The sequence below is a fragment of the Halapricum hydrolyticum genome, assembly GCF_025517535.1.
Taxonomy (GTDB): Archaea; Halobacteriota; Halobacteria; order Halobacteriales; family Haloarculaceae; genus Halapricum; species Halapricum hydrolyticum.
On sequence record NZ_JAOPKC010000003.1, the window covers coordinates 143,826 to 165,922 of the forward strand.

General features: G+C 64.4%; 24 protein-coding genes and 1 pseudogene. 9 read left to right on the top strand and 16 right to left on the bottom strand.

Annotation, left to right across the window (positions count from 1 at the left end):
* The first annotated feature begins 91 nt into the window (after positions 1 to 91).
* Positions 92 to 541 (top strand): hydrogenase maturation protease, encoded by a 450-nt coding sequence (locus tag OB916_RS05455; RefSeq protein ID WP_315908275.1) that lies wholly within the window; start codon positions 92 to 94, stop codon positions 539 to 541.
* Between the two features lie 28 nt (positions 542 to 569).
* On the opposite strand, the gene OB916_RS05460 is transcribed toward OB916_RS05455, so the two are convergent.
* Positions 570 to 1,250 carry a class I SAM-dependent methyltransferase gene (locus OB916_RS05460; protein ID WP_315908276.1) on the bottom strand — a complete coding sequence of 227 codons (681 nt, stop codon included), beginning with the start codon at positions 1,248 to 1,250 and terminating at the stop codon, positions 570 to 572.
* 247 nt (positions 1,251 to 1,497) lie between these two features.
* Here OB916_RS05460 and OB916_RS05465 point away from each other — a divergent pair, with 247 nt between their 5' ends.
* Positions 1,498 to 1,923 (top strand): DUF2391 family protein, encoded by a 426-nt coding sequence (locus tag OB916_RS05465; RefSeq protein WP_315908277.1) that lies wholly within the window; start codon positions 1,498 to 1,500, stop codon positions 1,921 to 1,923.
* Here OB916_RS05465 and OB916_RS05470 read toward each other — a convergent pair.
* From OB916_RS05470 to pyrE, 5 genes are all read right to left on the bottom strand, one after another.
* Positions 1,920 to 3,023 (bottom strand): sensor histidine kinase, encoded by a 1,104-nt coding sequence (locus tag OB916_RS05470; protein WP_315908278.1) that lies wholly within the window; start codon positions 3,021 to 3,023, stop codon positions 1,920 to 1,922. The two genes, OB916_RS05465 and OB916_RS05470, sit on opposite strands and share 4 nt — an antisense overlap.
* 129 nt (positions 3,024 to 3,152) lie before the next feature.
* Positions 3,153 to 3,410, bottom strand: a complete 258-nt coding sequence (locus OB916_RS05475; RefSeq protein WP_315908279.1) for a glutathione S-transferase N-terminal domain-containing protein — start codon at positions 3,408 to 3,410, stop codon at positions 3,153 to 3,155.
* Between the two features lie 67 nt (positions 3,411 to 3,477).
* Complete coding sequence (locus OB916_RS05480) at positions 3,478 to 4,926, bottom strand: NCS2 family permease (protein ID WP_315908280.1); 1,449 nt, start codon at positions 4,924 to 4,926, stop codon at positions 3,478 to 3,480.
* 127 nt (positions 4,927 to 5,053) lie between these two features.
* Complete coding sequence (locus tag OB916_RS05485; protein ID WP_315908281.1) at positions 5,054 to 5,764, bottom strand: phosphoribosyltransferase family protein; 711 nt, start codon at positions 5,762 to 5,764, stop codon at positions 5,054 to 5,056.
* Between the two features lie 215 nt (positions 5,765 to 5,979).
* Positions 5,980 to 6,513 carry an orotate phosphoribosyltransferase gene (gene pyrE, locus OB916_RS05490; protein ID WP_315908282.1) on the bottom strand — a complete coding sequence of 178 codons (534 nt, stop codon included), beginning with the start codon at positions 6,511 to 6,513 and terminating at the stop codon, positions 5,980 to 5,982.
* A gap of 80 nt (positions 6,514 to 6,593) precedes the next feature.
* Between pyrE and OB916_RS05495 the strand changes: the two genes are divergently transcribed.
* Complete coding sequence (locus OB916_RS05495) at positions 6,594 to 7,172, top strand: L-threonylcarbamoyladenylate synthase (protein ID WP_315908283.1); 579 nt, start codon at positions 6,594 to 6,596, stop codon at positions 7,170 to 7,172.
* Positions 7,173 to 7,236: 64 nt separating this feature from the next.
* Here OB916_RS05495 and OB916_RS05500 read toward each other — a convergent pair whose 3' ends face one another.
* The 3 genes from OB916_RS05500 to upp all read right to left on the bottom strand — a co-directional run bounded on the left by OB916_RS05500 (position 7,237) and on the right by upp (position 9,413).
* Positions 7,237 to 7,893 carry a CRISPR-associated protein Cas4 gene (locus tag OB916_RS05500; RefSeq protein WP_315908284.1) on the bottom strand — a complete coding sequence of 219 codons (657 nt, stop codon included), beginning with the start codon at positions 7,891 to 7,893 and terminating at the stop codon, positions 7,237 to 7,239.
* Between the two features lie 79 nt (positions 7,894 to 7,972).
* On the bottom strand, positions 7,973 to 8,575 hold the full coding sequence (locus OB916_RS05505; protein WP_315908285.1) for a conditioned medium-induced protein 4: 603 nt from the start codon (positions 8,573 to 8,575) through the stop codon (positions 7,973 to 7,975).
* A gap of 163 nt (positions 8,576 to 8,738) precedes the next feature.
* Complete coding sequence (upp, locus tag OB916_RS05510) at positions 8,739 to 9,413, bottom strand: uracil phosphoribosyltransferase (RefSeq protein WP_315908286.1); 675 nt, start codon at positions 9,411 to 9,413, stop codon at positions 8,739 to 8,741.
* 191 nt (positions 9,414 to 9,604) lie between these two features.
* Here upp and OB916_RS05515 point away from each other — a divergent pair, with 191 nt between their 5' ends.
* Positions 9,605 to 10,267 (top strand): methyltransferase domain-containing protein, encoded by a 663-nt coding sequence (locus OB916_RS05515; protein WP_315908287.1) that lies wholly within the window; start codon positions 9,605 to 9,607, stop codon positions 10,265 to 10,267.
* A 12-nt stretch (positions 10,268 to 10,279) separates the two neighbouring features.
* Here the strand turns inward: OB916_RS05515 and OB916_RS05520 are convergent, their stop codons facing one another.
* Complete coding sequence (locus tag OB916_RS05520) at positions 10,280 to 10,972, bottom strand: type 1 glutamine amidotransferase domain-containing protein (protein WP_315908288.1); 693 nt, start codon at positions 10,970 to 10,972, stop codon at positions 10,280 to 10,282.
* A gap of 156 nt (positions 10,973 to 11,128) precedes the next feature.
* On the opposite strand from OB916_RS05520, the gene OB916_RS05525 reads away from it, so the two are divergent.
* The 3 genes from OB916_RS05525 (at position 11,129) to OB916_RS05535 (ending at position 13,272) form a co-directional block, all read left to right on the top strand.
* Complete coding sequence (locus OB916_RS05525) at positions 11,129 to 11,260, top strand: hypothetical protein (RefSeq protein WP_315908289.1); 132 nt, start codon at positions 11,129 to 11,131, stop codon at positions 11,258 to 11,260.
* Positions 11,253 to 11,957: a DUF5828 family protein gene (locus tag OB916_RS05530; RefSeq protein ID WP_315908290.1), complete on the top strand. Its 705-nt coding sequence runs from the start codon at positions 11,253 to 11,255 to the stop codon at positions 11,955 to 11,957. The genes OB916_RS05525 and OB916_RS05530 overlap by 8 nt, the downstream gene beginning before the upstream one ends.
* A gap of 121 nt (positions 11,958 to 12,078) precedes the next feature.
* Positions 12,079 to 13,272 (top strand): inorganic phosphate transporter, encoded by a 1,194-nt coding sequence (locus OB916_RS05535; protein ID WP_315908291.1) that lies wholly within the window; start codon positions 12,079 to 12,081, stop codon positions 13,270 to 13,272.
* Positions 13,273 to 13,305: 33 nt separating this feature from the next.
* Here OB916_RS05535 and OB916_RS05540 read toward each other — a convergent pair whose 3' ends face one another.
* Positions 13,306 to 14,682 carry a hemolysin family protein gene (locus tag OB916_RS05540; RefSeq protein WP_315908292.1) on the bottom strand — a complete coding sequence of 459 codons (1,377 nt, stop codon included), beginning with the start codon at positions 14,680 to 14,682 and terminating at the stop codon, positions 13,306 to 13,308.
* A 174-nt stretch (positions 14,683 to 14,856) separates the two neighbouring features.
* On the opposite strand from OB916_RS05540, the gene OB916_RS05545 reads away from it, so the two are divergent.
* Positions 14,857 to 15,456 carry a DUF5789 family protein gene (locus OB916_RS05545; protein ID WP_315908293.1) on the top strand — a complete coding sequence of 200 codons (600 nt, stop codon included), beginning with the start codon at positions 14,857 to 14,859 and terminating at the stop codon, positions 15,454 to 15,456.
* A gap of 125 nt (positions 15,457 to 15,581) precedes the next feature.
* On the top strand, positions 15,582 to 16,958 hold the full coding sequence (gene glmM, locus OB916_RS05550; RefSeq protein WP_315908294.1) for a phosphoglucosamine mutase: 1,377 nt from the start codon (positions 15,582 to 15,584) through the stop codon (positions 16,956 to 16,958).
* A gap of 51 nt (positions 16,959 to 17,009) precedes the next feature.
* Here the strand turns inward: glmM and OB916_RS05555 are convergent.
* From OB916_RS05555 to OB916_RS05575, 5 genes and pseudogenes are all read right to left on the bottom strand, one after another.
* A pseudogene (locus tag OB916_RS05555) lies at positions 17,010 to 18,347 on the bottom strand (RNA-guided endonuclease InsQ/TnpB family protein).
* A 135-nt stretch (positions 18,348 to 18,482) separates the two neighbouring features.
* Positions 18,483 to 19,616 carry a DUF7118 family protein gene (locus OB916_RS05560; RefSeq protein ID WP_315908295.1) on the bottom strand — a complete coding sequence of 378 codons (1,134 nt, stop codon included), beginning with the start codon at positions 19,614 to 19,616 and terminating at the stop codon, positions 18,483 to 18,485.
* On the bottom strand, positions 19,609 to 19,983 hold the full coding sequence (gene hisI, locus OB916_RS05565) for a phosphoribosyl-AMP cyclohydrolase (RefSeq protein ID WP_315908296.1): 375 nt from the start codon (positions 19,981 to 19,983) through the stop codon (positions 19,609 to 19,611). The genes OB916_RS05560 and hisI overlap by 8 nt, the downstream gene beginning before the upstream one ends.
* 41 nt (positions 19,984 to 20,024) lie before the next feature.
* Positions 20,025 to 20,921 carry a carbohydrate kinase family protein gene (locus tag OB916_RS05570; RefSeq protein ID WP_315908297.1) on the bottom strand — a complete coding sequence of 299 codons (897 nt, stop codon included), beginning with the start codon at positions 20,919 to 20,921 and terminating at the stop codon, positions 20,025 to 20,027.
* 99 nt (positions 20,922 to 21,020) lie between these two features.
* On the bottom strand, positions 21,021 to 22,088 hold the full coding sequence (locus tag OB916_RS05575) for a prepilin peptidase (RefSeq protein WP_315908298.1): 1,068 nt from the start codon (positions 22,086 to 22,088) through the stop codon (positions 21,021 to 21,023).
* Between the last annotated feature and the right edge of the window lie 9 nt (positions 22,089 to 22,097).

The following is a 22,097-nucleotide window of genomic DNA, read 5'->3' on the forward strand; positions in this document are numbered from 1 at the left end:
ACGCTTTTCTCCCCTGTGCACCCCCGGACACGCTTTTCCCCCTGTGCAGCCGGCAGGTACGCTTTTGCGTCCGTCGCGTCTATCGATACCTGTGTCGACAGTCGTGATCGCGCTGGGGAATCCGCTCCGGGGCGACGACGGGATCGGCAACGTCCTGCTCGATCGCCTCCGCGAGCGCGGGCTCCCGGCGGACGTGGAGTTTCGAGATCTCGGCGACGGCGGGTTCGACGTCCTGCACGCGCTGGCCGACGCCGACCGGGCGGTGATCGTCGACGCCGTCCGGTTCGGTGGTGAGCCCGGCGAGTGCGCCGTCTTCGAGCCCGACGACGTCGCGGCCGTCGTCGAGTCGCGGGGATCACACGATAGCGACCTCTTCGAGTTGCTCGATCTCGCGGCCGCCCGTGAGGAAGCACCCGAGCGAGTCGTGATATTCGGCGTCCAGCCCGGGGGAATGCGGGCGGGCGAGCGATTGAGCGACCCTGTCGAGACGGCCCTGCCGGATCTGACCGACGCGCTCGTCGAGGTCGTCGAGGGGCTGTGACCGGCCGGACGGGGGAACGTATCGACGATCAGGGCGCGACGCCGACGGTCAACAGCGTCCCGTGTTCGCGGAAGTGTTCGACCATCGCCTCGCGAGTCTCCCAGTCCTCGGTCGGGAATTCGTCAGCAGGCGGAATCTCGACTTCCCGATCCGGGATCGTGTCCTGCTCGACGACGTAAAAGCCGGCTTCCCGGAAGCGCTCGCGATACTCCTTTCGGGACCAGCGAGTCATCTCGATGTCGACGTACTCGGTCCACTCCGCAGTATGAGGATTGTCGGCGTGGAAGTCCACCGCACAGTAGAAGGTGCCCCCGGGCCGGAGGATCCGCCGGACCTCCTCGAGTGCAGCCATCGGATCGCTCGCGTAGTAAAACGCCTCCATCGAGAAGACGTGATCGACGCTGTCGGACTCGAAGGGCAGGTGTTCGAAGTCACCGACCAGAAAACCCGTGTTCGCGTCGTCGGTGTACGCGCTGGCGTTGCGTACCATCGCCGGCGATCCGTCCAGGCCGTAGGCCTGACCGGCACCGCCGGCCTCCCGCATCGCACGGGCAGCGTAGCCGCTGCCACAGCCCATATCGAGGACGGTATCGCCCTCCTCGATCGCCATTCGGGCCAGCGCGTGCTTTGCCGTGTGCCAGTGCCGTTCCTCCATGCCCCTGTCGCGGCCCTCGGCCGCCCACTCGTCGAATTCCTCGCGAACGCTCATACGCCGATCCAGTACCGCGGCGGTGAAAACGGGTTCGACTGCCGGTCGCCTGTCCGGCCGACTGTCGGTCGCCGACCCCTTCGTTTCGGGTGGAAGACGGGATAAATATCTCTCTATAGCACCGCATACCTCGACAGCGGTCCGTTTCGGGTGCGTCCGGTGGAACGGTGTCGCCCCCCGTTTCCGATGGAACGCGGCCGCGACCGTGAACCCGAACCGGTTTGTGGCTCGTCGCCCAGCGTACGGTATGTTCCGACCGAGATCGCGATTCAGGGTCTCCGACGTCGCCCAGCAGTTCGTCGGCGGGTTCCTGCTCGCGGGGCCGTTCGTCGTCACCGAGGAGGTGTGGGATCTGGCCCAGAACATGACCAACTGGCACGCCCTGTTTATCGTCGGAATGGTCTTTGCGATCGGCTACGGCGCGCTGTACGAGGCCGACGACGATCGCGATCCCGAGAGCGAGCCCGAAGTGGTCGGGATACCGCTGCGGTTCATCTCGCTCATGTCAATCTCCTTTGGATCGGTCGTGATCCTGTCGCTGGTCGTGACTGCGCCCGACCAGTTCCTCGGGGATCTGGCCGCCCGCGAACAGGCGATCGTCACTGCTCGGGCCGTGGCCGTCGGCGCGATTTTCAGCGTCGTCGGGGCCGCGACCGCCGACTCGGTGTTCTAGTCGAGGACTGCAGCGTCGCGGATCTCGAACCGTGCACCGCCCGCCTCGCTCTCGGTCGCGGTCACCGTCCAGCCGTGTGCCTCGGCGATCCGCGAGACGACAGTCAATCCGAAGCCCGTCCCGTCCGCGCTCGCGGAGTATCCCGATTCGAAGACCACGTCGGGGTCGTCGGCGCCGATTCCCTGGCCGTCGTCCGCGATATAGAACCCCTCGGTCGTCTCCAGCGGGCCGATCGTGACGGTCACGCCGCCGTCTTCGACGACATTGTCGCTCGATCCGTGATCGTCCGTCGAGCCGTGTTCCACGGCGTCCTCGGGAGCTTGCGACCGAGGGCTCGTGGAACCGTGTTCCACGGCGTTCCGGAAGAGATTCACCAGGAGTTGCCGGAGGCGGTCGCGGTCGGCCCGGAGGCGCAAGTCGTCGTCGAGTTCAAGCGTCGTCGCGCCGGTGTCGACTCGTTCCCAGGCGGTCTCGGTGACGTCGTCGAGAGCCACTGTCTCGATGTCCAGCGCCTTGCCGTCTGTCCGCGCCAGCAACAGCAAGTCTTCGATCAACCGATCCATCCGCTGGGCCGCCGCTCGGCTCCGCTGGAAGTGTTCGGGGTCGCGGGTCTCTTCGGCGAGCTCGATCGAGCCGGACAGGACCTGCAGCGGATCGCGAAGGTCGTGACTGACGATCCCGGCGAACTCTTCGAGGCGTTCGTTGCGATTGGCCAGTTCCCGGTTCACCCGGCCCAGTCGAGCGGAGTACACGCCGAGGAGCGCGCCGAGCGCTGCCCCGGTAACCAGTGAGGTGACGACCGCGACCAGATACGACGTCTCGAGCGTGCGACTGAGTAGCCCGAACCAGGTCCCGAGGACGAAGAACACGCCCGTGGCGACGCCGATCAGCTTCACGATCCGCCGCCGGAAGAACGGCGACATCGCCTCGTCGATCGACAGCCCGTAGCCGATCAAGAGTAGCCCCACGACGACCGGCAGCACGGCCTGGACAAGAGCTGCTGTGACCGGCGCATCGGCGACCAGCAGCGAGGCACCTGTCGCGAGGAGGGCCACCAGTCCCAGGAGAACGATCGGATTTCGGACGTGTGGGATGTCCACGTGTCTATATCACCGCTTACAACAGCCGTTTCAATAAACTTACTGGCAAAACACTCTGTTCAGTTGAATCGCATGCTCAGGCGAGTGAAGACGATATCGCACTCACGACGAGAGGCTCCCGAGTTGCGATCAGGCCGCGCCGTCGCCGTAGGTCTCTTCGAGGTATTCGACGATGTCGCTGCTCTCGGGCATGCCGTCGATCCCGTTGTCGCGGTCGACCAACACCGGAACGCCAGTCTGGCCGCTGATCTCCTCGACTTCGGTGCGCTTGCTGTGGCTGGACGGGACTTCGTGGGACACGTAGTCCAGTCCGAGTTCGTCGAGTTTCTTCGTGACCTTCGCACAGTAGGGACAGCCCGGAAGTTCGTACAGTTCGAGGCTCGTCATCGAAGATGGATACGCAGCGGATACAAAAGAGCCCCGCGGTCACGTGCGCAGGTGGCGTCGGATACCTCTACAGCTGACCCTGAATAATTCCGCTTGTCCGGACGAAGAAGTAAAGTACGAACGCGCCTGCGAGAACCCATTGACCAGCGTGGATATCGTCCCACTCACCCTGGGCGGTCTTGACGATCGGATACGAGATGATTCCAGCGGCGATTCCGTACGCGATCGAGAACGTGAACGGCATCACAAAGATCGTCAGTCCGGCGGGAACGGCATGGGCGAGATTATCCCACTCGATGTCTGTAATGTTCTGGAGCATCAACACGGCGACGACGACCAGCGCGATATGTGAGGCGTGCAGTGGGACCGCGGCCGCAAGCGGCACAAGTGCTAGCGAGGCAATGAACAGCAGCGCCACGACGAGCGCGGTCATTCCAGTCCGACCGCCTTCCTCGACACCGGTTGCCGACTCGATGTAAGTCGTGACCGTTGACGTCCCGATCATCCCACCGACGGTCGTTCCGATCGCGTCTGCGAGTAGCGGTTTGTCGATGTCCGGGAGGTTCCCGTCTTCGTCGAGGAAACCAGCGACTTGCGAGACGCCAGTGAGCGTGCCAGCCGTGTCGAAGAAGTCCACGAAGAAGAACGTGAACACGATTAGCGAGAACCCGAGTGCGTCGACGTTACTGAACCCATCGATGAACGCCCCGACAAGCGGCGAGATATCGTATCCGGCCACCGAATACGTCACTGCCGTGTCGCCAGTCAACGACGCGGGCGTGTACAGAGATATCGGGGTCCCGAACTTCTCGAACTGTGCCGGATGGGCGGTCGCACCGATGGCAGATGCAGCGTAACTGATGAGGGTCGTAATGATGATACCGAAGATAATCGATCCGGGAATCCTGGCCGCGTACAACGCGAACGTTATGAACAACCCGACGACAGAGATGATCGCGATCGGATCCTCAGCGAAGACCGGATTAAACTGGATGAACGTCGCTGGATCGCTGGCGATAACGTGCATCGCTTGCAGGCCAAGAATAGCCAGGAATAACCCAATACCAGCACCGATAGCGAACTTGACTGGTTCAGGGAATATCTTGATCACGTACTCACGAGCGCCTGCCACCGTGAGTAAGATGAACAGGACCCCTTCGACGACGACGGCTGCCAGGGCGGTCTGCCAGGGCACACCTAGCCCCAAAACGACGGTGAACGCAAAGAAGGCGTTCAGCCCGAGGCCAGGGGCCTGCGCGAAGGGTCTATTGGCATAGAATGCCATGATAAGCGTCGCAACTGCCGCAGTAATAATCGTCACGACCGCCAGCATTTGGCCGACTTCAGACGACGTTCGTCCCGGAACGTCGGTGATGGCCACTCCTAAGATATCGGGGTTCACTACGACGATATAACTCATCGTCAAGAAGGTCGTGAACCCGGCGACAATCTCCGTCCTGAGGTCGGTCCCGTGCTCCTCGAACCCGAAGTAATCCGCGAGTGTCTCCCGTACCATGTTACACAAACGAGCATATACTCCGGCCTCGGTTTATGTCTTTATAGATATATTGCCGATTCTATTCACGAACTTGTATATCTATTCTCTCTCAGAAGCGCTGGCATCGATCTCGGGAACGACTCGATTATGTACTCGTCAGAGCCACGACTGGGGCATCGGTGGCCTCGCGGACGGTCTCGATGCCCTCGCTGTCGGCGGCGACCAGCACGGCAGCGCCGACCACTTCGGCGTCGACCTGATCGGCGATGTCGAGCAAGAGCCGCTGGGTCTCCCCCGAGCGGACGATGTCGTCGACGACGAGCACGCGCTCGCCGGACTCGATCGCGGTCGCGGGCAGCGAGTAGGTCAACTCGATTCCGGGCGTGACGCGCTGGCGGGTCTCGACGAACTCCTCGACGGCGGTCTCGCGGGACTTCTTGGCGTAGGCGGTGCGGGCACCGTAGTACCGTGCCACTGCCGAAGCGAAGGTGATTCCGTCGGTCGCGGCCGTCAACACCACGTCCGGGCGGTCGAAGCCGACGTCTTCCGCAACGACGACCGCCGCGGCGTCCAGCAAGGTCTGATCGAAGACGAGGTCCGTGTTGTCGACGTACCCCTCCTCGTCGGTCCGGAGACGAGTGTCCAGTTCCTCGGCGACCAGTTCCCGCCCGAACCCGGAGACGACCTCGCGAGCGCGGTCGATACCGGGCAGGACGTGGCCGTTGACGTAGCGGTTCAGATCGCCGGCCGGCAGCCCGGTCTCGGCCGCCAGCTCGTCGTAGGTCCGCGACTCCTTGCGCGCCCGGAGGATCTCGACGGCGCGCAACTGGAGGGTGGCCTTCTCGACGCGATTCATGCCTTTCCGTTGCCACTACCCAGATATGAATATATCGGTCTATACAACCGTGGAAATAGACACGAGCGTGTGGGGAACTGTCGATCGCGGAACACCTATCAGAAGTCTACCAAAGGCTTCGGGATATCCCCCGTCGGCGTGTGTCTCCCGGCCACTACAGCAAGCGACAGTACTTTCGGTAAACGAAGAATGTGGCTATCGCGATTCGAGCCTGCCTACCGGCCGCTGTCTTCGAGCAGCTGGGTGGCAGTTACGAGCGCTTCCAGTTGCAGGCCGTGCTCGGCGAGGTTCTCGGCTGCGCCCTCCTCGCGGTCGACGACCACGAGCACGCGATCGACGACGGCACCGGCCTCGCGCAGGGCCTGTGCGGCGTCGATGGCGCTCTGGCCCGTGGTGGCGATGTCTTCGATGATGATGACCTCATCGCCGTCTTCGAGGTCGCCCTCGATCAGGTTCGCGGTGCCGTACTCCTTCTGTTGCTTGCGCGCGATGACGTACGGCCGGCCGGTCTCGACGCTGGTGACGGCGACCAGCGGGACGGCACCCAGCGCGACGCCGGCGAGCTTCGAGCCGTCGTCGCCGAGCAACTCGGCGAAGGCCTCGCTGATGAGCGACAGGCTCGTCGGATCGGTCTCGAAGCGGTACTTGTCGACGTAGTAGTCGCTCGTCCCGCCGTGGGAGAGCTCGAACTCCCCGAAGCGGACGGCGTCGGTCTCGCGCAACGCGTCGATGAGTCGCTGGGTGTCCATACTGTCGGATGTGCCGGCGCTCCGGTAATACCCATCGGATTCCCGTGGGCTTTTGTCCGCGAGACGCCCACGATGGGACGATGAGCGACCTCGAAGCGGCCGTCGAGGCGATCGAATCCGGCGAGCTGGTCGTCTATCCGACCGAGACGGTCTACGGCCTGGGTGCGGACGCGCTCGATCCCGCGGCCGTCGCACGAGTCTTCGATGCGAAGGGACGCGACCGCGACGAGCCGATCTCGATGGCCGTGCCCGATCTGAACACCGCGATCGAGTACACCGCGCCGACGGCGACCGAGCGGGCGTTCATGCACGAGTTTCTCCCCGGGCCGGTGACGGTCCTGGTCGAGCGTCGCGAGATGGTCCCGGACGTTCTCACCGCGGGCCGCGAGCAGGTCGGGATCCGGATTCCGGACCACGAACTCGCGCTGGCGTTGCTGGAGCGGGCCGCGCCGATCACGGCCACCAGCGCGAACGTCAGCGGCCAGCAAAGCGCCCGGCGCGTGGCCGACCTCGATTCGATCACTGATTCGGTCGCGGTCGTCCTCGACGGCGGCGAGACCGGCGGTACCGGCAGTACGGTCGTCGACGTCGAGACCGGTGACATCCACCGCCGGGGTGCCGAGGCGGACGCCGTCGAGGCGTGGCTCGACGGGCGGTGAGTCCTGTCTCTTCGTGTGCGATGATGCAGTAGCGACAGTCCACGGCTTCAGCCACAGGGAGAGGTCATCCCAGTAGCGACCGAAGGGATCGCGTCCTGACGCCGCATCCGTCGCGATACTCACAGGGCTGGCACTTTTCGCGGTTCTCGGTCCGGTTCGGTGGTCCGTCGATCGACTCGGCGGTCCGTAGCGCGGCCCGGTACTGCGAGCGCCGCCGAGCCGAGAGTTCGATCTCACGGATCACGCCGTAGGCCGGGTACTCCGCGAACGCGCGTTCGACCGGCTGTTCGCGCTCCCAGGCCAGCGCCAGCGCGGCCGCGACGAGATGGACCGACTGCGGCTCCCAGACGCCCTGCTCGGGTGGCCGGCCGGCGAACACTAGCGACGGCGCGAGCGGTCGTTCGAGCACCTTGTGGGCGATCCCGCGTGCGTCCTTGCCTTCGAGCAGGACCTCGCTGGCCGGCGGATCGACGAGTTCGTCCCAGGCGTCCAGCCCGGCCTTGAGACAGCCGACCCGCGACCGAAACGTCGTCGGCGTCACCTCGATCGGTGCCGCGAGCAGTTCCGTGTCTTCCGTCAGCAACTTCTCGTACTCGAAGGCCAGCTGTCGTCGATCCTGTACTCCGCTGGGGATCGACTCGCCGACGTCGGGATCGCGCCGCCGATAATACAGCTTTCGCGGACAGTAGGCCGCGGTCGCAACGTCACGAAACGCGTGCATACCCTGCGTGGCTGCGGGATCGCGTATAAACCTCCGCCGCGCCGCGACGGACGGCCGCGGACGACAGCAACGACCTGCTCTAGAACGAGAGATCGGTCTCGATGTCCTCGGTAGCGTCGTCGAGACCGTCTTCTTTGACGCTCTCGGTCAACTGGATCGAGAGATCGGCGTCGGTGAGTATCTCCTCGAAAGCCGTCCTGTACCGGTGACTCGTCCGCCGGGCCCGGTTCTGTGCAGTCGCGACCCGGCCGAAGTGCTCGATGGCGTCGCGGTCGGCGTCGAGTTCGGCCGCGATCGTCTCGCTGTCGGCGTCCTCCGCCAGCAGATCCCGGAGCGACGCCATCGAGAACGGCGCGTCGGCGTCGCTGTCTTCGACCAGGTGCAGGTCCATCCGAGCGCGAAAGACCGTCTCCACGTCGAGATCGAGTTCGTCCGCGAGCGTCCCGTCGTCGTCACCCTCGTAGAACCCCCTGACGATCGCGGCCAGCGTCCGGTCGTCGCAGTCGGTCTCGAAGTCGTATCGCTCGCGCATGTCCTCGATGACGTCGATCAGCCGCTCCACGATCCGCTCGTCGTCGCTGTCCGCCAGCGACCCCCGCCCCTCTTGCTGGCGCTCCGTGACCGTCTCTTCGCCGGCGACGTCGACGAAGATATCCCGGAGCTGTTCAGTCTTCTCGTCCATCGAACCGAAACACGACGATCAGCGTATAAAAATCCGTCCTCTTTTTTCACACCGATAGAACGACGAATCAGCCGTCCGTCTCATAGTGATTACTGTAAGTCTGTTCCGGGTCGACCGCACGATGTCGTGCAGTCGCACCGGTAAATCGTTACAGTAATCACTATCAGGTGGTTCGAAACGCCCGGTCGCCGGCGTCGCCCAGTCCGGGGACGATGTAGCCCTCCTCGTCGAGGTGGTCGTCGATAGCGACCGACAGGATCTCGACGTCGGGGAACTGTTCGTTCAGCCGGACGAGTCCCTCGGGTGCGCTGACGGCCGCGAGCACGAGCAGTCGTTCGGGATCGCCCATCTCCTGGACGTGCTCCAGGACGGTCGCCATCGTCGAGCCGGTCGCGAGCATCGGGTCGGCGACGATGACAGTGTCCTCGGGGTGGATCTCGGGGAGTTTCACGTAGTCGACTTCGATGTCGAACTCGCCGGCGTCGTCCATCCCGCCGGACTCGTCGCGGCTGGCGGAGATGACGCCCTGGCGCGCCCGGGGGAACGCCTTGAGCAGTCCCTCGACGAACGGCGTCGCCGCCCGGAGGACGTTGATGATCACGACGTCGTCCATGCCGACGACGCGCTCGCCGGTCGTCTCGGTCAGCGGCGTCTGGATCGTCTCGTAGGCCGTCTCCATGACGCCGTCGATGATCTCGTAGCCACAGATCCGCCCGAGCTTCACCAGCCCTTTCCGGAACGCGACCTGCTCGGTTTCGACGCTTCGCAGCTGTGTCAGCGTGTGTTTCGCGAGCGCATGCGTGACCACTTTCGCCTCGCCTCGGTCTTCGATCGTCATATGCGAGCCAGGGTTAGCGACGGGCAAATAACTGACGAGACGGCGCTCGTACGGTCACCAGGGGGTCTGTATCCAGAGGTATCGTACTGCCTGCTGTACGGTTTCGAAGGACTTCGGTCCTCCAGGGTGGCGAATGTCTGTACGAACGTACAGCCGGCAGTATCAGGACGGACCGCCCCGTACGCCCACGTATGGCCGTCGAGGTCACCGCCACTGCCGGGGAGATCGCCCGCGCCTACGACGTGCTCGCACCGATATACGATCGACTGGTCGCGAGCTGGGAAGCTCCGACCTACGCCCACGCTCTGTACGCCCTCGCTCCGGAACCGGGTGATCGAGTCCTCGATGTGGGCTGTGGCCCCGGGCATCTCCTGGCGCTGGTCGCCCCGCTCGTCGGCCCGGAGGGACACGTGTACGGGCTCGACGTCGCTCCGGGAATGCTCGAATCGGCCGGCCGGCGGCTGGCGGCACTCGACGCGCCTGCGACGCTCTGCCGCGGGGACGCACGGGCGCTCCCGTTCGCGGACGAGGTCGTTGACGCTGTCGTGCTGGTCGAGACGCTCGAACTGTTCTCGCAGACGGACGCAGCGGCGGTCCTCTCGGAGAGCCGGCGCGTCCTCGACCCCGACGGTCGGCTCGTCGTCGCGAGTATGGAACGCCGCGGCTACGAGGAGACGCCGTTCGTCCGGGCCTACGAGTGGCTCTACGCGACCTTGCCCGGGTACGACGCCGTCGGCTGTCGCCCTATCGACGCGTGCGGCCGGCTCACAGCGGCGGGCTTCACTATCGTGTCCAGCGAGACCGTTCGCCTGGCCGGCGTCTGGCCGACGACCGTCGCACTCGCAAAACCGTGATCGTCGCCCGGCTCAATCCTCGTACTCGACGCCCAGCTCGTCGAGCAGCGTGCGTGCCGCAGTCGCCGAAGACGGCGGTCCGCGCCCGGTCACGAGGTCGCCATCGACGGTGACGCTGGTGTCCTGATCGAGTCGGGAGTTCCAGTCGGCCCCGACTGCCTTGACCTCGTCTTCGACCCAGTATGGGAGCTTGCGGCCGTCGGGCATCCGGTCGTATTCGTCGACGATCCCTTCCTCCCACTCGTTGGGGAAGCCAGTGACCGATCGCCCCGCTGCGAGGAAGTCGCCGTCGCTGTCCCGTGTGAACGCGAGGATCCCGACCGCGTGACAGACGACCATCGCCTTCCCGTCCCCGCCCTCGACGGCAGTCCGCAGGGCCGCCCGGGCGTGTCTGTCCTGGTTGACGTCCCACTCCGTCCCGTGGCCGCCGGGGAAGACGACCGCGTCGAACGCGGCGGGATCGACCGCTGCAAGCGGTTCGGGATCGTTGAGTCGCTCGTCGTTCTCGTGGACTTCCTTGACTAGCGCGGCAGTCTCTTCGTCGACTTCGTCGGTATCGACCGACCGTTCGTCGAGTACTGCCGGCCCACCGGAGGGCGTCGCGACAGTCACGTCCAGACCGGCATCGTCGAGTGTCGTGAGCGGTTCGATACATTCCTCGCCCCAGTAGCCGTGTTCGCTAACGATGAAAAGTGCGGATGGCATCACTACCTATTGCGGGTTGCAGTCGGTTGTATTCCCGGCTTCCGGAAAATATTCGACGGCGATGGGGATCAGAATCCAGATCAGCCGATAGCTTAGCCACCAGTGCAGCGCGGGCGGAAACGCTTAACCACGTTCGACCCCAATCGAGTCGTCACGATGGACGTCTTGCGGCGCACAGACGCCGAACACATCGACCGATCACCGACCGACAGTGACTGCTGTACTGATCCGACGGCCCGCCCGGGTGGAGACGGATCGACGCTCGGCAGCCACGATACCCATGTCTGAGATGGAAGAGAGCGTCTCCGGGTTCAAGATCCGGGGCGGCTGGGCGGACGTCGTCGAGCACGGTGAGCGCCTCACGCGGGCGCTGAAAGACATCGCCGAACAGGAGGACGTCGAGGTCGACGCCGATGCCCTCGAGGAGTTCGACGAGTGGCGGCCCAAGAGCCACGAGCGCCTCGACGAGGACGTCAGCGAGAAGACCGCAGAGCAGGCCAGCGTCGACGAGGGCGAGGGCGAAAAGAAGGGCAAAGACCCCGACGAGGATCTCCAGACCGCTGGCGAGAAGCTCAGCGAGTCCTACGAGAGCCTCGACGACCCCGACGAGGCCGTCGACAAGTGGGGCGAGTCGATCGATTACGTCGCCCGTGCGGCCGACTCGGCCGGCCGGAAGGCGCTCCGGAAAGTCGAAGACACGGTCTATCAGAACGTGATGACCCAGCTCGCACCCTACTACTTCGACAACGAGCTGATCAGCGCCAACGTCAGGCGTGTCAGCGACGACGACCCCGAGTACGTCTTCGAGATCAACGTCAACGACGACGACCTGAAGATCAGGGTGTCGAACCAGCTTGCCGACTACGAGCAGGAACTCGACCGCTGGCACATCGACGTCGAGAAAGAGACCGAAACCCCGGAAGCCGCCGAAGGCGTCGAAGTCCCTGAGCGCAACCACGACGACGCGGATCCGACAAATACCTGAACCACGACGCGGATCCGACGAACACCGGCCCGTGGCGGGAGTCCGGCGAATACGTTCTTCGGCCGACGGATTCGACCGCAGTCGGTAGGCTATTGACTCGCGAGCACACAACGACACCAACATGGTAGAGGCGACGCTGCTGGCGACGCTGGCTGTCGCGACGCTCGCGAGCCTGTTCATGGCGTGGGCGATCGGTGCCGGGTCGTCGGGTTCGACACCGTTCGCGCCGGCTGTCGGGGCCAACGCGATCTCGGTCATGCGCGCGGGCTTTCTGGTCGGACTGCTCGGGCTGGCGGGCGCGACGTTGCAGGGCGCGAACGTCTCGGAAGCGGTCGGCCAGGAACTGATCGGCGGCGTCACGCTCTCGCCCGCCGGGGCGACGCTGGCGCTCCTTCTGGCCGCCGGGCTGGTCGCCTTCGGCGTGTTCACGGGCTATCCCATCGCGACCGCCTTCACTGTCACCGGCGCGGTCGTCGGGATCGGACTGGCGGCGGGTGGCGATCCGGCGTGGGCGAAGTACCGCGAGATCGTCGCGCTGTGGGTCGCCACGCCCTTCGTCGGCGGCGGAATCGCCTACGGCGTCGCGAAGACGCTGCGCGACGAGCGCGTGCCCGAACGGACCGCGGTCCCCGCACTCGCGGGATTCGTTGCTATCCTGCTGGCGAACGTGAATTTCGTCCTGCTCGGCGGGCCGGGCGAACAGTCGTCGATCGCCGTCGAACTCGCCGCCGCTGCCGGACAGGCGACGCTTGCCGGCCGGGTACTCGTTTCGTTCGTGTTCGCTCTCGTCGTCGCCGCCCTGTTGTACCGGGACCTGCAGGCCGACGCCGCGGCCGGCCAGCGCCACTTCCTGCTCGTCCTCGGGGGGCTGGTGGCGTTCTCGGCCGGTGGCAGTCAGGTGGGGCTGGCGATCGGCCCACTCTTGCCGTTGCTCGGGCCGGAGACGGGCGTCGAGGTCCCGCTGGGAGTCGTGCTCGTTTTTGGTGGGCTCGGACTGCTCGCCGGCTCGTGGACGGGCGCACCCCGGATGATCAAGGCGATCGCACAGGACTACTCCTCGCTGGGGCCGCGCCGATCGATCGCCGCGCTGATCCCGAGTTTCGCCATCGCCCAGACCGCAGTCCTGTTCGGCATCCCCGTCTCGTTCAACGAGATCATCGTCAGCGCGATCATCGGCAGCGGCTCCGCGGCCGGCGGCGGCGCGGTCAGCGGCGAGAAGATGGGCAAGACCGTCCTCGCGTGGATCGGCTCGCTCGCGCTGGCGCTGGGGCTGGGCTACGGGCTGTTTGTCGTCCTGACGGCGATCGTCGGCTGAACTCCTTCGAAACCGATCGAACAGTCGATATACTTACTCGCCGTCTTCGTCACCGTTCGTTTCGTCCTCGTCCAGCTCGACGCGGTGGATCCGGGCTTTCATGATCCGGGTGTTTTCGACCTGTTCGACCCGGATCTCGACGTCGTCGTACTCGACGATCTCACCTTCCTCGACCAGCCGGCCGACGCGGTTGAAGATGAACCCGGCCAGCGTCTCGAACTCTTCGCCCTCGGGGATGTCGATGTCCAGTGCCTCGTTGACCTCTTCGATGTTGACCTCGCCTTTGACGATCGCGGTCTCGTCGTCGACGAACTCGATCGGCTCTTCCTCGCTGCCTTCGAGGATCTCGCCGACGATCTCCTCGGTGAGGTCCTCCATCGTGACCAGGCCCTCGGTCGTTCCGAACTCGTCGATGACGATCACCATGTGCATGCGGTTCTCGCGCATCTCCGCCAGCAGTTCGTCGACGTTCTTGGACTCGGGGACGTGCAGCGTGGGCTCGATCAGATCCTCCAGTTCGAGGTTCGCGTTTTCGCCGTAGTAGAGGTCGCGAACGAGATCGCGGATGTGGACGACGCCGATGACGTTGTCGAGACTCCCCTCGTAGACCGGCAGCCGGGCGTGACCGCTCTGGATACAGGTCTCGATCGCCTCCTCGATCTCGTCGTCTTTCGAGACGGCGGTCATGTCGAGCCGCGGCGTCATAACCTCCTTGGCGATCGTGCGGTTGAACCGCAGCGTCCGCTGAAGCATCTCCCGCTCTTCCTCTTCGAGGACGCCCTCGCGCTCACCGGTCTTGATCATGTTGCGGATCTCGTCGCGGGTGACGTATGTGCTCTCGATGGCCGACTGGCCGCCGGTGACCTTGTTGACGATCCGGGTCAGGCGGTCGAACAGGACGATCAGCGGCAACAGCACCCACTCGGAGAACTTCAGCGGCCGGGCGATCCGTCGCGCCCATGATTCGGTGTTCTCGACCGCGTAGGACTTGGGCGCACTCTCGCCGAACAGCAGGACGACCGCCGTGATCCCGAAGGTAGCCGCAATCACGGACTGACCCTGGGTCAGGTACAGCCCGAACAGCCCCGTCGCGATCGAGGACATCGCGATGTTGACGAGGTTGTTGCCGACCAGGATCGTTACCAGCAACCGGTGCGGGTCTTCTTTGAGTTTCTGGACGACATGGGCTCCTGGCAACCCCTCTTCGGCCATCGAGTCGACGCGATGTTTCGCCAGCGAGAACATGGCGATCTCCGACGAGGAGAAGAAAGCCGACAATCCGATGAGCACGACGATACTGAGCGTCCCGAGCACCGTCACGGTGGTCTTGGACACCTCGACGCCGACGAGCGGCACGGTGTACAGCGCCGGACCGGCCAGTGACGCTATCGAGAGCGTAGATATACCCATCAACACTCCATGTTCCCCTGGCACAAAATTAACTCTTGTGTGCGAGACCGGACGAACGTCCGGCGTCGACGTGGCAATTGAGCGCTTGACGTCGACATAGCAATCGAACGTCCGGCGTCGAAATGACAACCTACCAACCACAGGATTATGACTTTAGAGAACCTACGTTTTGGGATGGCAGACGATAAATCCGGCCGGGAAAAGCAAGCTCGCGACGCCGATCGACGCCAGCGAGAGCGTGAGATCGCCATGGAGCTCGAGCGGGGTGACGAACCGGAGCCACCGATCGAGCCTGCAGTGCTGGCCGACCTCGAATCGGAACTCGAATCGGTTTCGTTCCCCGCGACGGGATCGGACGTGATCGCGGCCGTCGGCAATCGGGAGATCGAATCGGTCGACGGGCCGTACACGGTCGAAGAACTCGTCGCTGACACGGACGCAGAGCGCTTCGACACGCCCGAGTCAGTCCGGGTTCGAGTCCAGCGGCCGACCATCGCGACAGCGATGAAACGCGTCGTCGAGGCCGCCGGAACGCTGCGAAACGAGGAATTCGGCGACTCACAGCGTACCGCCTACGAGAAGACGTTTCGGGAACTGAAAGCGATCGACGCCGACGACGAAGACGAGGGGATCCGGGCCGTCGCCGACTGGATCGTCGGCCGGATTCACGAGCAGGGCAAACTTCCGGGGTCCCGGGCAGTCCGCCGGCAGGCAGCCGAGTTCTGCCGGGAGAACGGCTACGAGATCCGCAACGACGAGTGGCTCGGGATCTAGCGGGACAGGTCGTCCTGGTCGGTCGCGATCGGGCGACGGCTTCCGGCAGTCCGGATTCGACACGCCAAACGCGATCGTGAGCAGTCCGGAATCCCTATGCTCCCGGACGTGTGAGAGCCATCCAGATGAAAGTCTTCGGGTCGAGCGGCGTTCGCGGGGTCGTCAACGAGACGCTGACCCCGGAATACGCGCTTCAGGTCGCGATGGCGGCGGGCACGGTCTGGCGCAACGAACTGGGCGCCTCCCGGGTTGCGGTTGCCCACGACACGCGCACCAGCGGCGGGATGATTTCCGACGCCGCGCGCAGCGGACTCGCGAGCGTCGGTCTCGACGTCGACTATCTTGGGACGATCCCGACGCCCGGTGCACAGGTCTACGCCGACGAGGAGTCGATCCCGGCGCTGATGGTGACGGCCTCGCACAACCCGCCACAGCACAACGGCATCAAACTCATCGGACCGGACGGCATCGAGCTGGCCGTCGACCAGCTGGAACGGGTCGAACAGCGGTTGCTCGGCGAGCGCTTCGGGCGCAGCGGATGGGACGCGATCGGGCAAACACGGACGATCGATGGCGTCCAGCGAGCGTACGTCGATCAGCTGCTCGAATCGGTCGATCGCGAGCGCATCGCTGACGCGGAGCTGACGGTCGCGCTCGACCCTGGTCACGGTGCCGGGTCGGTGACCAGTCCCCAGTTCTTCCGCGAACTGGGCTGTCACGTTCTGACGATCAACGCCCAGCCGGACGGCCACTTCCCCGGGCGAAAACCCGAACCCGTCGCGGACAACCTCGGAGACCTCAAGCGGCTGGTCGAGACCACTGACGCTGACTTGGGGATCGCACACGACGGCGACGCCGACCGGGCGATCTTCGTCGACGAGACCGGCGCGTTCATCGAGGGCGACGCCGCGCTGGCTGCGCTGGCCCGGGAAGAACTCCAGGTGGGCGACGGCGTCGTCTCGGCGGTCAGCACGTCCCAGCGGCTGGTCGACGTCGTCGCGGACGTCGGCGCGGAACTGCATCTCACCCAGATCGGGTCGAGTCACATCATCACGAAGGTCCAGGAACTCGAGAAGGAGGGCACGCGAGTCCCGATCGCCGGCGAGGGCAACGGCGGGATCATCTTCCCCGGCTACCGGACAATCCGGGACGGTGCCTACACCGCCGCCCGGTTCTGTGAACTGCTCGCGGACCGTCGGGCCAGCAAGATCGCCGCCGACTACGACGAATACTACAACGTCCGGAAGAACATCTCCTACGAAGACGAGGGAGAGCGCTCCGCGATGACCGACGCGATCGAAGCAGTCGCCAGAGAAACCGACGCCGAGGTCAACACGATCGACGGCTATCGGATCGAGTTCGACGACGGCTGGGTGCTGGCCCGCCCCAGCGGGACCGAGCCGCTCATTCGCGTCTACGCCGAAGCCCGTGATCCCGACCGTGCCGAGGCACTCGCGGCGCTCATGTACGACGCTATCACGGCCGCTCCGGACGAAACTTGACTTCCTCCACACGGCTGAAGCCGTGGGATTCCCACGTTGGGATATTAGGGTTCACGATACAACCTGTTCTTGTGGGGTTATTCGTCCCGTTGATTTATCGAACAGGCGTACCGAAGGCTGAGCCAAGCAGCCGTTACTCCTATCCTGTGACGGATTCGGAGTTACCGTCGCTCGCATATTCTCCGCCGCGTTTAGGTCGCTATTGGCGACCAACTCGCAATTCTCACACACGTACAGGCCACGTTCGACTCGATTCGAGTCAGCTTCTGTCCCACACTCACAACAGGATTTCGACGTTTTCAACCCCGCTTCGTCTACACGTTCCACGTCGATACCGCGTTCTTCGGCCTTGTACTCGATGTGGCTGAGAAGCGTCTCGAACGCCCAGTCGTGTAGTCGCTTGTTGCCGTGTCGTCCCCAGTCTTCATCCTCACGGATGTTCTTCGGATGGCCGACGGCAATTGTCCCAACGTCTCGGTCAGCACACTGCTGAACAAGGTCTTTTGAGAGAGCGTGCAGGAAATGCTCTTGTCGCCGGGATTTCTTCTGTTGTGCCCACTCTGCGTGGTCGCTGGGGCCATTCTCGCCTTCCGTCTCGTATCCTTGCTGGCGGAAGTAGTGTGCGTCTTCTTTCAGGGCGTTGCCGGGATATAGTAGTGTCTCGTCACCGACAGAGATTGCCGCCGTGTTACAGATGCCAAGGTCAACACCTGCTGTCTTCTCACCGGGCGTCTCAGGCGTCTCAACCCGCATTTTACAGACGAAGTGCAGTTCCCACTGCTGGCCAGTCCAGACAGCACGCACCGTCTGGATGCTTTCAACAGCGTCGAGCGTCTGGTCGTCTGTCTGGAGTGTGTATTCACAGAGGATGTAGTCGGCGGCGTAGCGCGACTCTTTCATGTTCGTGCCCTTAGAAAGTCGGACACGGTTGTACTGTGTGTCGAGTTTGAAGCCCTGATTCTTCCATGTCACGGTCGAGCGTGGGTGTTCCTTGCCGTGTTTGCGGTTAGCGTGAGACCTGCGGTCTCACGAACCATTCGAACGGGCGCTCCGCGCCCGTGAGAAGAAGCCAGGTGGGTTCGCGTCTGGGTCGTCCTGTTCGTACCACGAGACGAACGCCTCACCGAGTTCCTGAAGAACTCGCTGACTAGATTGGCTGTGTAAGTCTGCGTAGCGTTCGTGGGTTTTGAGGTACGAACACAGTTCGTCGGCGTCTGGAATGTGGCCGATAGCATCCCAGACACGCGAAATCGTCCAGCGCCCGACGTTCCACAATTTCGACGCGGCAAAGCCATGCGAATCAAGATCGTCACAGACCTGCGAGTGGTTGCGGATACTCGCTTTGAGTGTCCGAGTGACGACCTGATTCGACGTATGTAAGCATAGTATTTTTAATTACATAAATGTTGGGCATCTCGGCGTGGAATATCCAGCCGTGGCTACGAGCGTGGAACGGTTCCCAGTTGTCGGCTTCATCCACATTCGTAAACGGGTGGGCTTTCGCCTTGTTACCGCTGTAAACCGCTAGTCTTCGAGGATGCTCGCGAGACGGTCGCGCCGATCGCGCAACTGCTTCAGTTCGTCCTGAACCGTTCCGTTTTTGAGGCGCTTGCGTTCGTCGCTGTCGAGTCGCTTCCTGGCGATGGCGCTCTCGCGCAACCGCTCGTAGTCCCCGCGCCGGCTGAGTGCCCGGACGTCTCGCAGCGCCGCCAGTACCGACTCCGGCGGATCGATCCGGTCGACGACGGAGACGAGTTCGCGGCACTGAAATTCGAGCGTCTCGGCGGTCGGCGGCGCCCACTCGATCGTCAGCGGGTCGGCGCCGAGTCGTTGCAGGTACGTCCGGTGGGTCGCGACGTTGCGCTTGAGCGCGCGGGCATTGTCGACGTAGTGGTCGAGCTTCGAGACCGAGTACTCGGCGTACTCGAGCAGTTGCGGGATCGATTCGGCTCCGGCCTCGGCCGTCCTGACGTATTCCAGCAGGTCTTCCGGCGGCTGGCGATACTCGACCAGGGGGAACGCGGCCGTCGACTCGACGAACGCGAGCACCTCGCGGGCGCTGGCTTCGCGGGTGAACGTTTCGAACGCCTCGGTGACGCGCTCGTTGTAGGCCTCGATCGGCTCGCGAAGCCGCTCGACGGGTGCGTCCAGATCAGCCTCGCCGAGTTCGACCAGGCGCTCGTACTCCGTGATCCGTTCGTCGAGCGCCCGTCGCTTCCGTTCGAGGTCGTGTCTCGCCTCGTCGAGGCGGTCTCGCGTTCGCCCGCGTTCTTCGAGACGCTCGACCAGGTCGGCGACCGGCCGTAGCGCCTCGCGAGCGTCCTCGAAGTCCGAGTGCTTGAGATATCGCTCGTGCATCAGGTCGTCGACCGCCTCGAAGTCCGCGCGGTGGGGCAGGTCTTCCGGGAGGTGCTCGAAGAAGTGTGCCAGTTCTTCCTGGTATTCGATGAACGCCTCCATGTCGACCTCTCCCTCGCCGTCGCTGACGATTCGAGACTCGTAGCGGTCGAACAGTCCGGTGAGTTCGCCGTAGTACTCCTGAAGCGTCCGCAGGCGCTGCTCGCCGGCCTCCTCGACGCGGTCACACGCCTCCTCGTGGGCGCGCTCGCGACGCTGGAACTGATCGATCAGCTCCTCGACGGACTGCCCCTCACTCATCGTAGACGTCCTCGGGATCGAACACCTTCTCGCCGACCACGTCGCCGTCGATCGTCCGGTAGAAGCAACTCCGGTGGCCGGTGTGACAGGCCCCGCCCTCCTGGTCGATCAGGTACAGCAGCGTATCACCGTCACAGTCGACGCGGATCTCTTCGACGTGCTGGGTGTGCCCGCTGGTCGCGCCCTTCTCCCAGAGCTCGTCACGGCTCCGGGAGTAGTAGTGGGCACGGCCGGTCTCGCGGGTCCGTTCGAGTGCCTCGGGCGTGACGTACGCGAGCATGAGAACCTCGCCGCTGTCGGCGTCCTGGGCGATCGCCGGGAGATACTCGTTGTCGTCGAAGGCCAGTTTCGGCGGCGCGTCGCTCATATCACTGTGGTCGGCACAGTCTCGCATAGGCCTTTTGCGTTCTAGATGCCGATCTCGTCCCCATACTGCCGCTCGTACTCGTCGGCCAGCCGATCGGGTGAGAGTTCCGGATGGGCCAGATCCCGCGAGGAGACGGCCAGCCCGCCGGCGAGCGTCCCCAGTCGAAGGCTCGTCTCGACGGACAGCCCCTGTCGATGGCCGTAGAGATACCCCGCGAAGAACGCATCGCCAGCGCCGTTTGTGTCGACCAGTTCGAACTCGGCGGCGGGAACCTCGAACCATTCGCCGTCGGCGGTCAGCGCGGTCGCACCGTCGCTCCCCCGAGTGCAGACGACCAGCCGTTTGCCGGCGTCGATCTGCTCGCGCATGAAGGCCCGATGGTCGTCCATCCCTTCCTCGCTCATGAACAGGTAATCGGCGGCCGCGAGGAAGTCGTCGTAGTACTCGTCCTCGCCGTCATACGCGTGGACGTCGGCCCAGACGGACGTCCCGGCCTCGGCCGCGGCCGGGAGCAGATGTCGCGAGTAGTTGACTGGACTGACGACGAGCGCGTCGGCCTCACCGACCCACCGCTCTAGCCGCCCGTAGTCGATATCCGGCTCCTGGGTCGGTGAGACGACGAAGATCGAGATCCGCTCGCCGGCGTCGTTCATCAGGTTGACGTGGCGCTCGGTCCCGTTGGGATCGTAATCGAACCGGAAATCGACCGGCTCGGCCGCGAAGCGATCGCGGATCGCCTCGCCGTAGCGATCCTCGCCGATCATCGCGTGAAACCGGGTGTCGACGCCGAGCCGACCCAGGTTCAGCGACTTGCCCGAGCCGCTCGACCCCAGCGTCTCCTGGAAGTCCCGTGCGAAGTGGGTCTCCGTCCGGTCGGGAAACGAATCGAGGTAGACGATCGAGTCCCAGGAACAGCCGCCCGCGACGAATACGTCCATATCGGGATCGAATCGGACAGCCGGCTTGTCACTGTCGGTTTGCCCGAGTCCGGCCTGCAGGATGTCGATCTAGCCGAGTCCGGCCTGCAGGATGTCGATCTAGCCGAGTCCGGCCTGCAGGAGCAGCCAGACCAGCACGTCACCGGCGACGAGACTCACTACCAGTCCCCCGAACATCGGGACGATAAAGGGGATCCCCGGGGAATACCACACCCGATCTTTCGTCGTGAGGAGTGTCAATCCGGCCCGGAGTTCCTCGGCGTCAGTCCCGTAGATGGGGCCGCCGATGTCCTCGAAGAACGCGTCCGAACCCCATGGATCGTCGTATTCTCGCCCGGACGGATCCTCGGGGGTCGAGGTATCTTCCAGACCTCCACCGTCAGTGAACACCAGCGACCCGTCCCGTTCGGGGATCGTTCCGTCGCCGGGATCCTCGGGCTCGGCCGGCAGGCTCGCGGGGTCGCGACAGCGTTCGGGATCGGCCCGCAACTCCGCAAGCGTCAGTCCGCGCCAGGAGAGGTACATCCGAAGCACGTCCAGATCCATGCCGCGTCGAGTGAAGCCGTCCGGTCGCTCCAGCAACCGACCGTACCGCCGGGGCAGCGTCTCGACGGCGACGGGGCGACCGACGACCATCATCCGACTTACCGCACCGCCGAGCAGGTTCCGGCCCGCGAGCGCGACGGGATAGACGGCGCCGACCAGCACCGTGTTCGAGAGGATGGTCAGCGCGAACACCCCGAGTGTGGCCTCGAACCACGGGAGGGTAATCGACGGGAAGTAGAACACCGGATAGACGGGAAAGAGGATCGCCAGCGCCATCAACGCCTTCGCGTCCGCGCCGCCGAATCCGCCGAACCACCAGAAAACGTACGAAAAGGGCACCAGAAAGCCTACGCTGATCGCCGCTCGGACGGCGAACGACTGGACGGTCTCGCCGGCCGGCCAGGCCTCGACACCGATGTCGAGCCCGTCGACGGTCAGCATCCACGCTGTGTCGGCCCAGACGGCCAGCCCGTCCCAGAAGAGCAGGCCGATCCCGAGCGCGATCAGGGGGAGCCACGTCTCGTTGGGGACGCGGCGGGTCTTGACGTCCCGGATCGCCGCCCAGCCAAGCACCGGTACGGCAACCAGGCGCAACAGATCGGTGATCGCTGCGGCGTACACGCTGGTCGA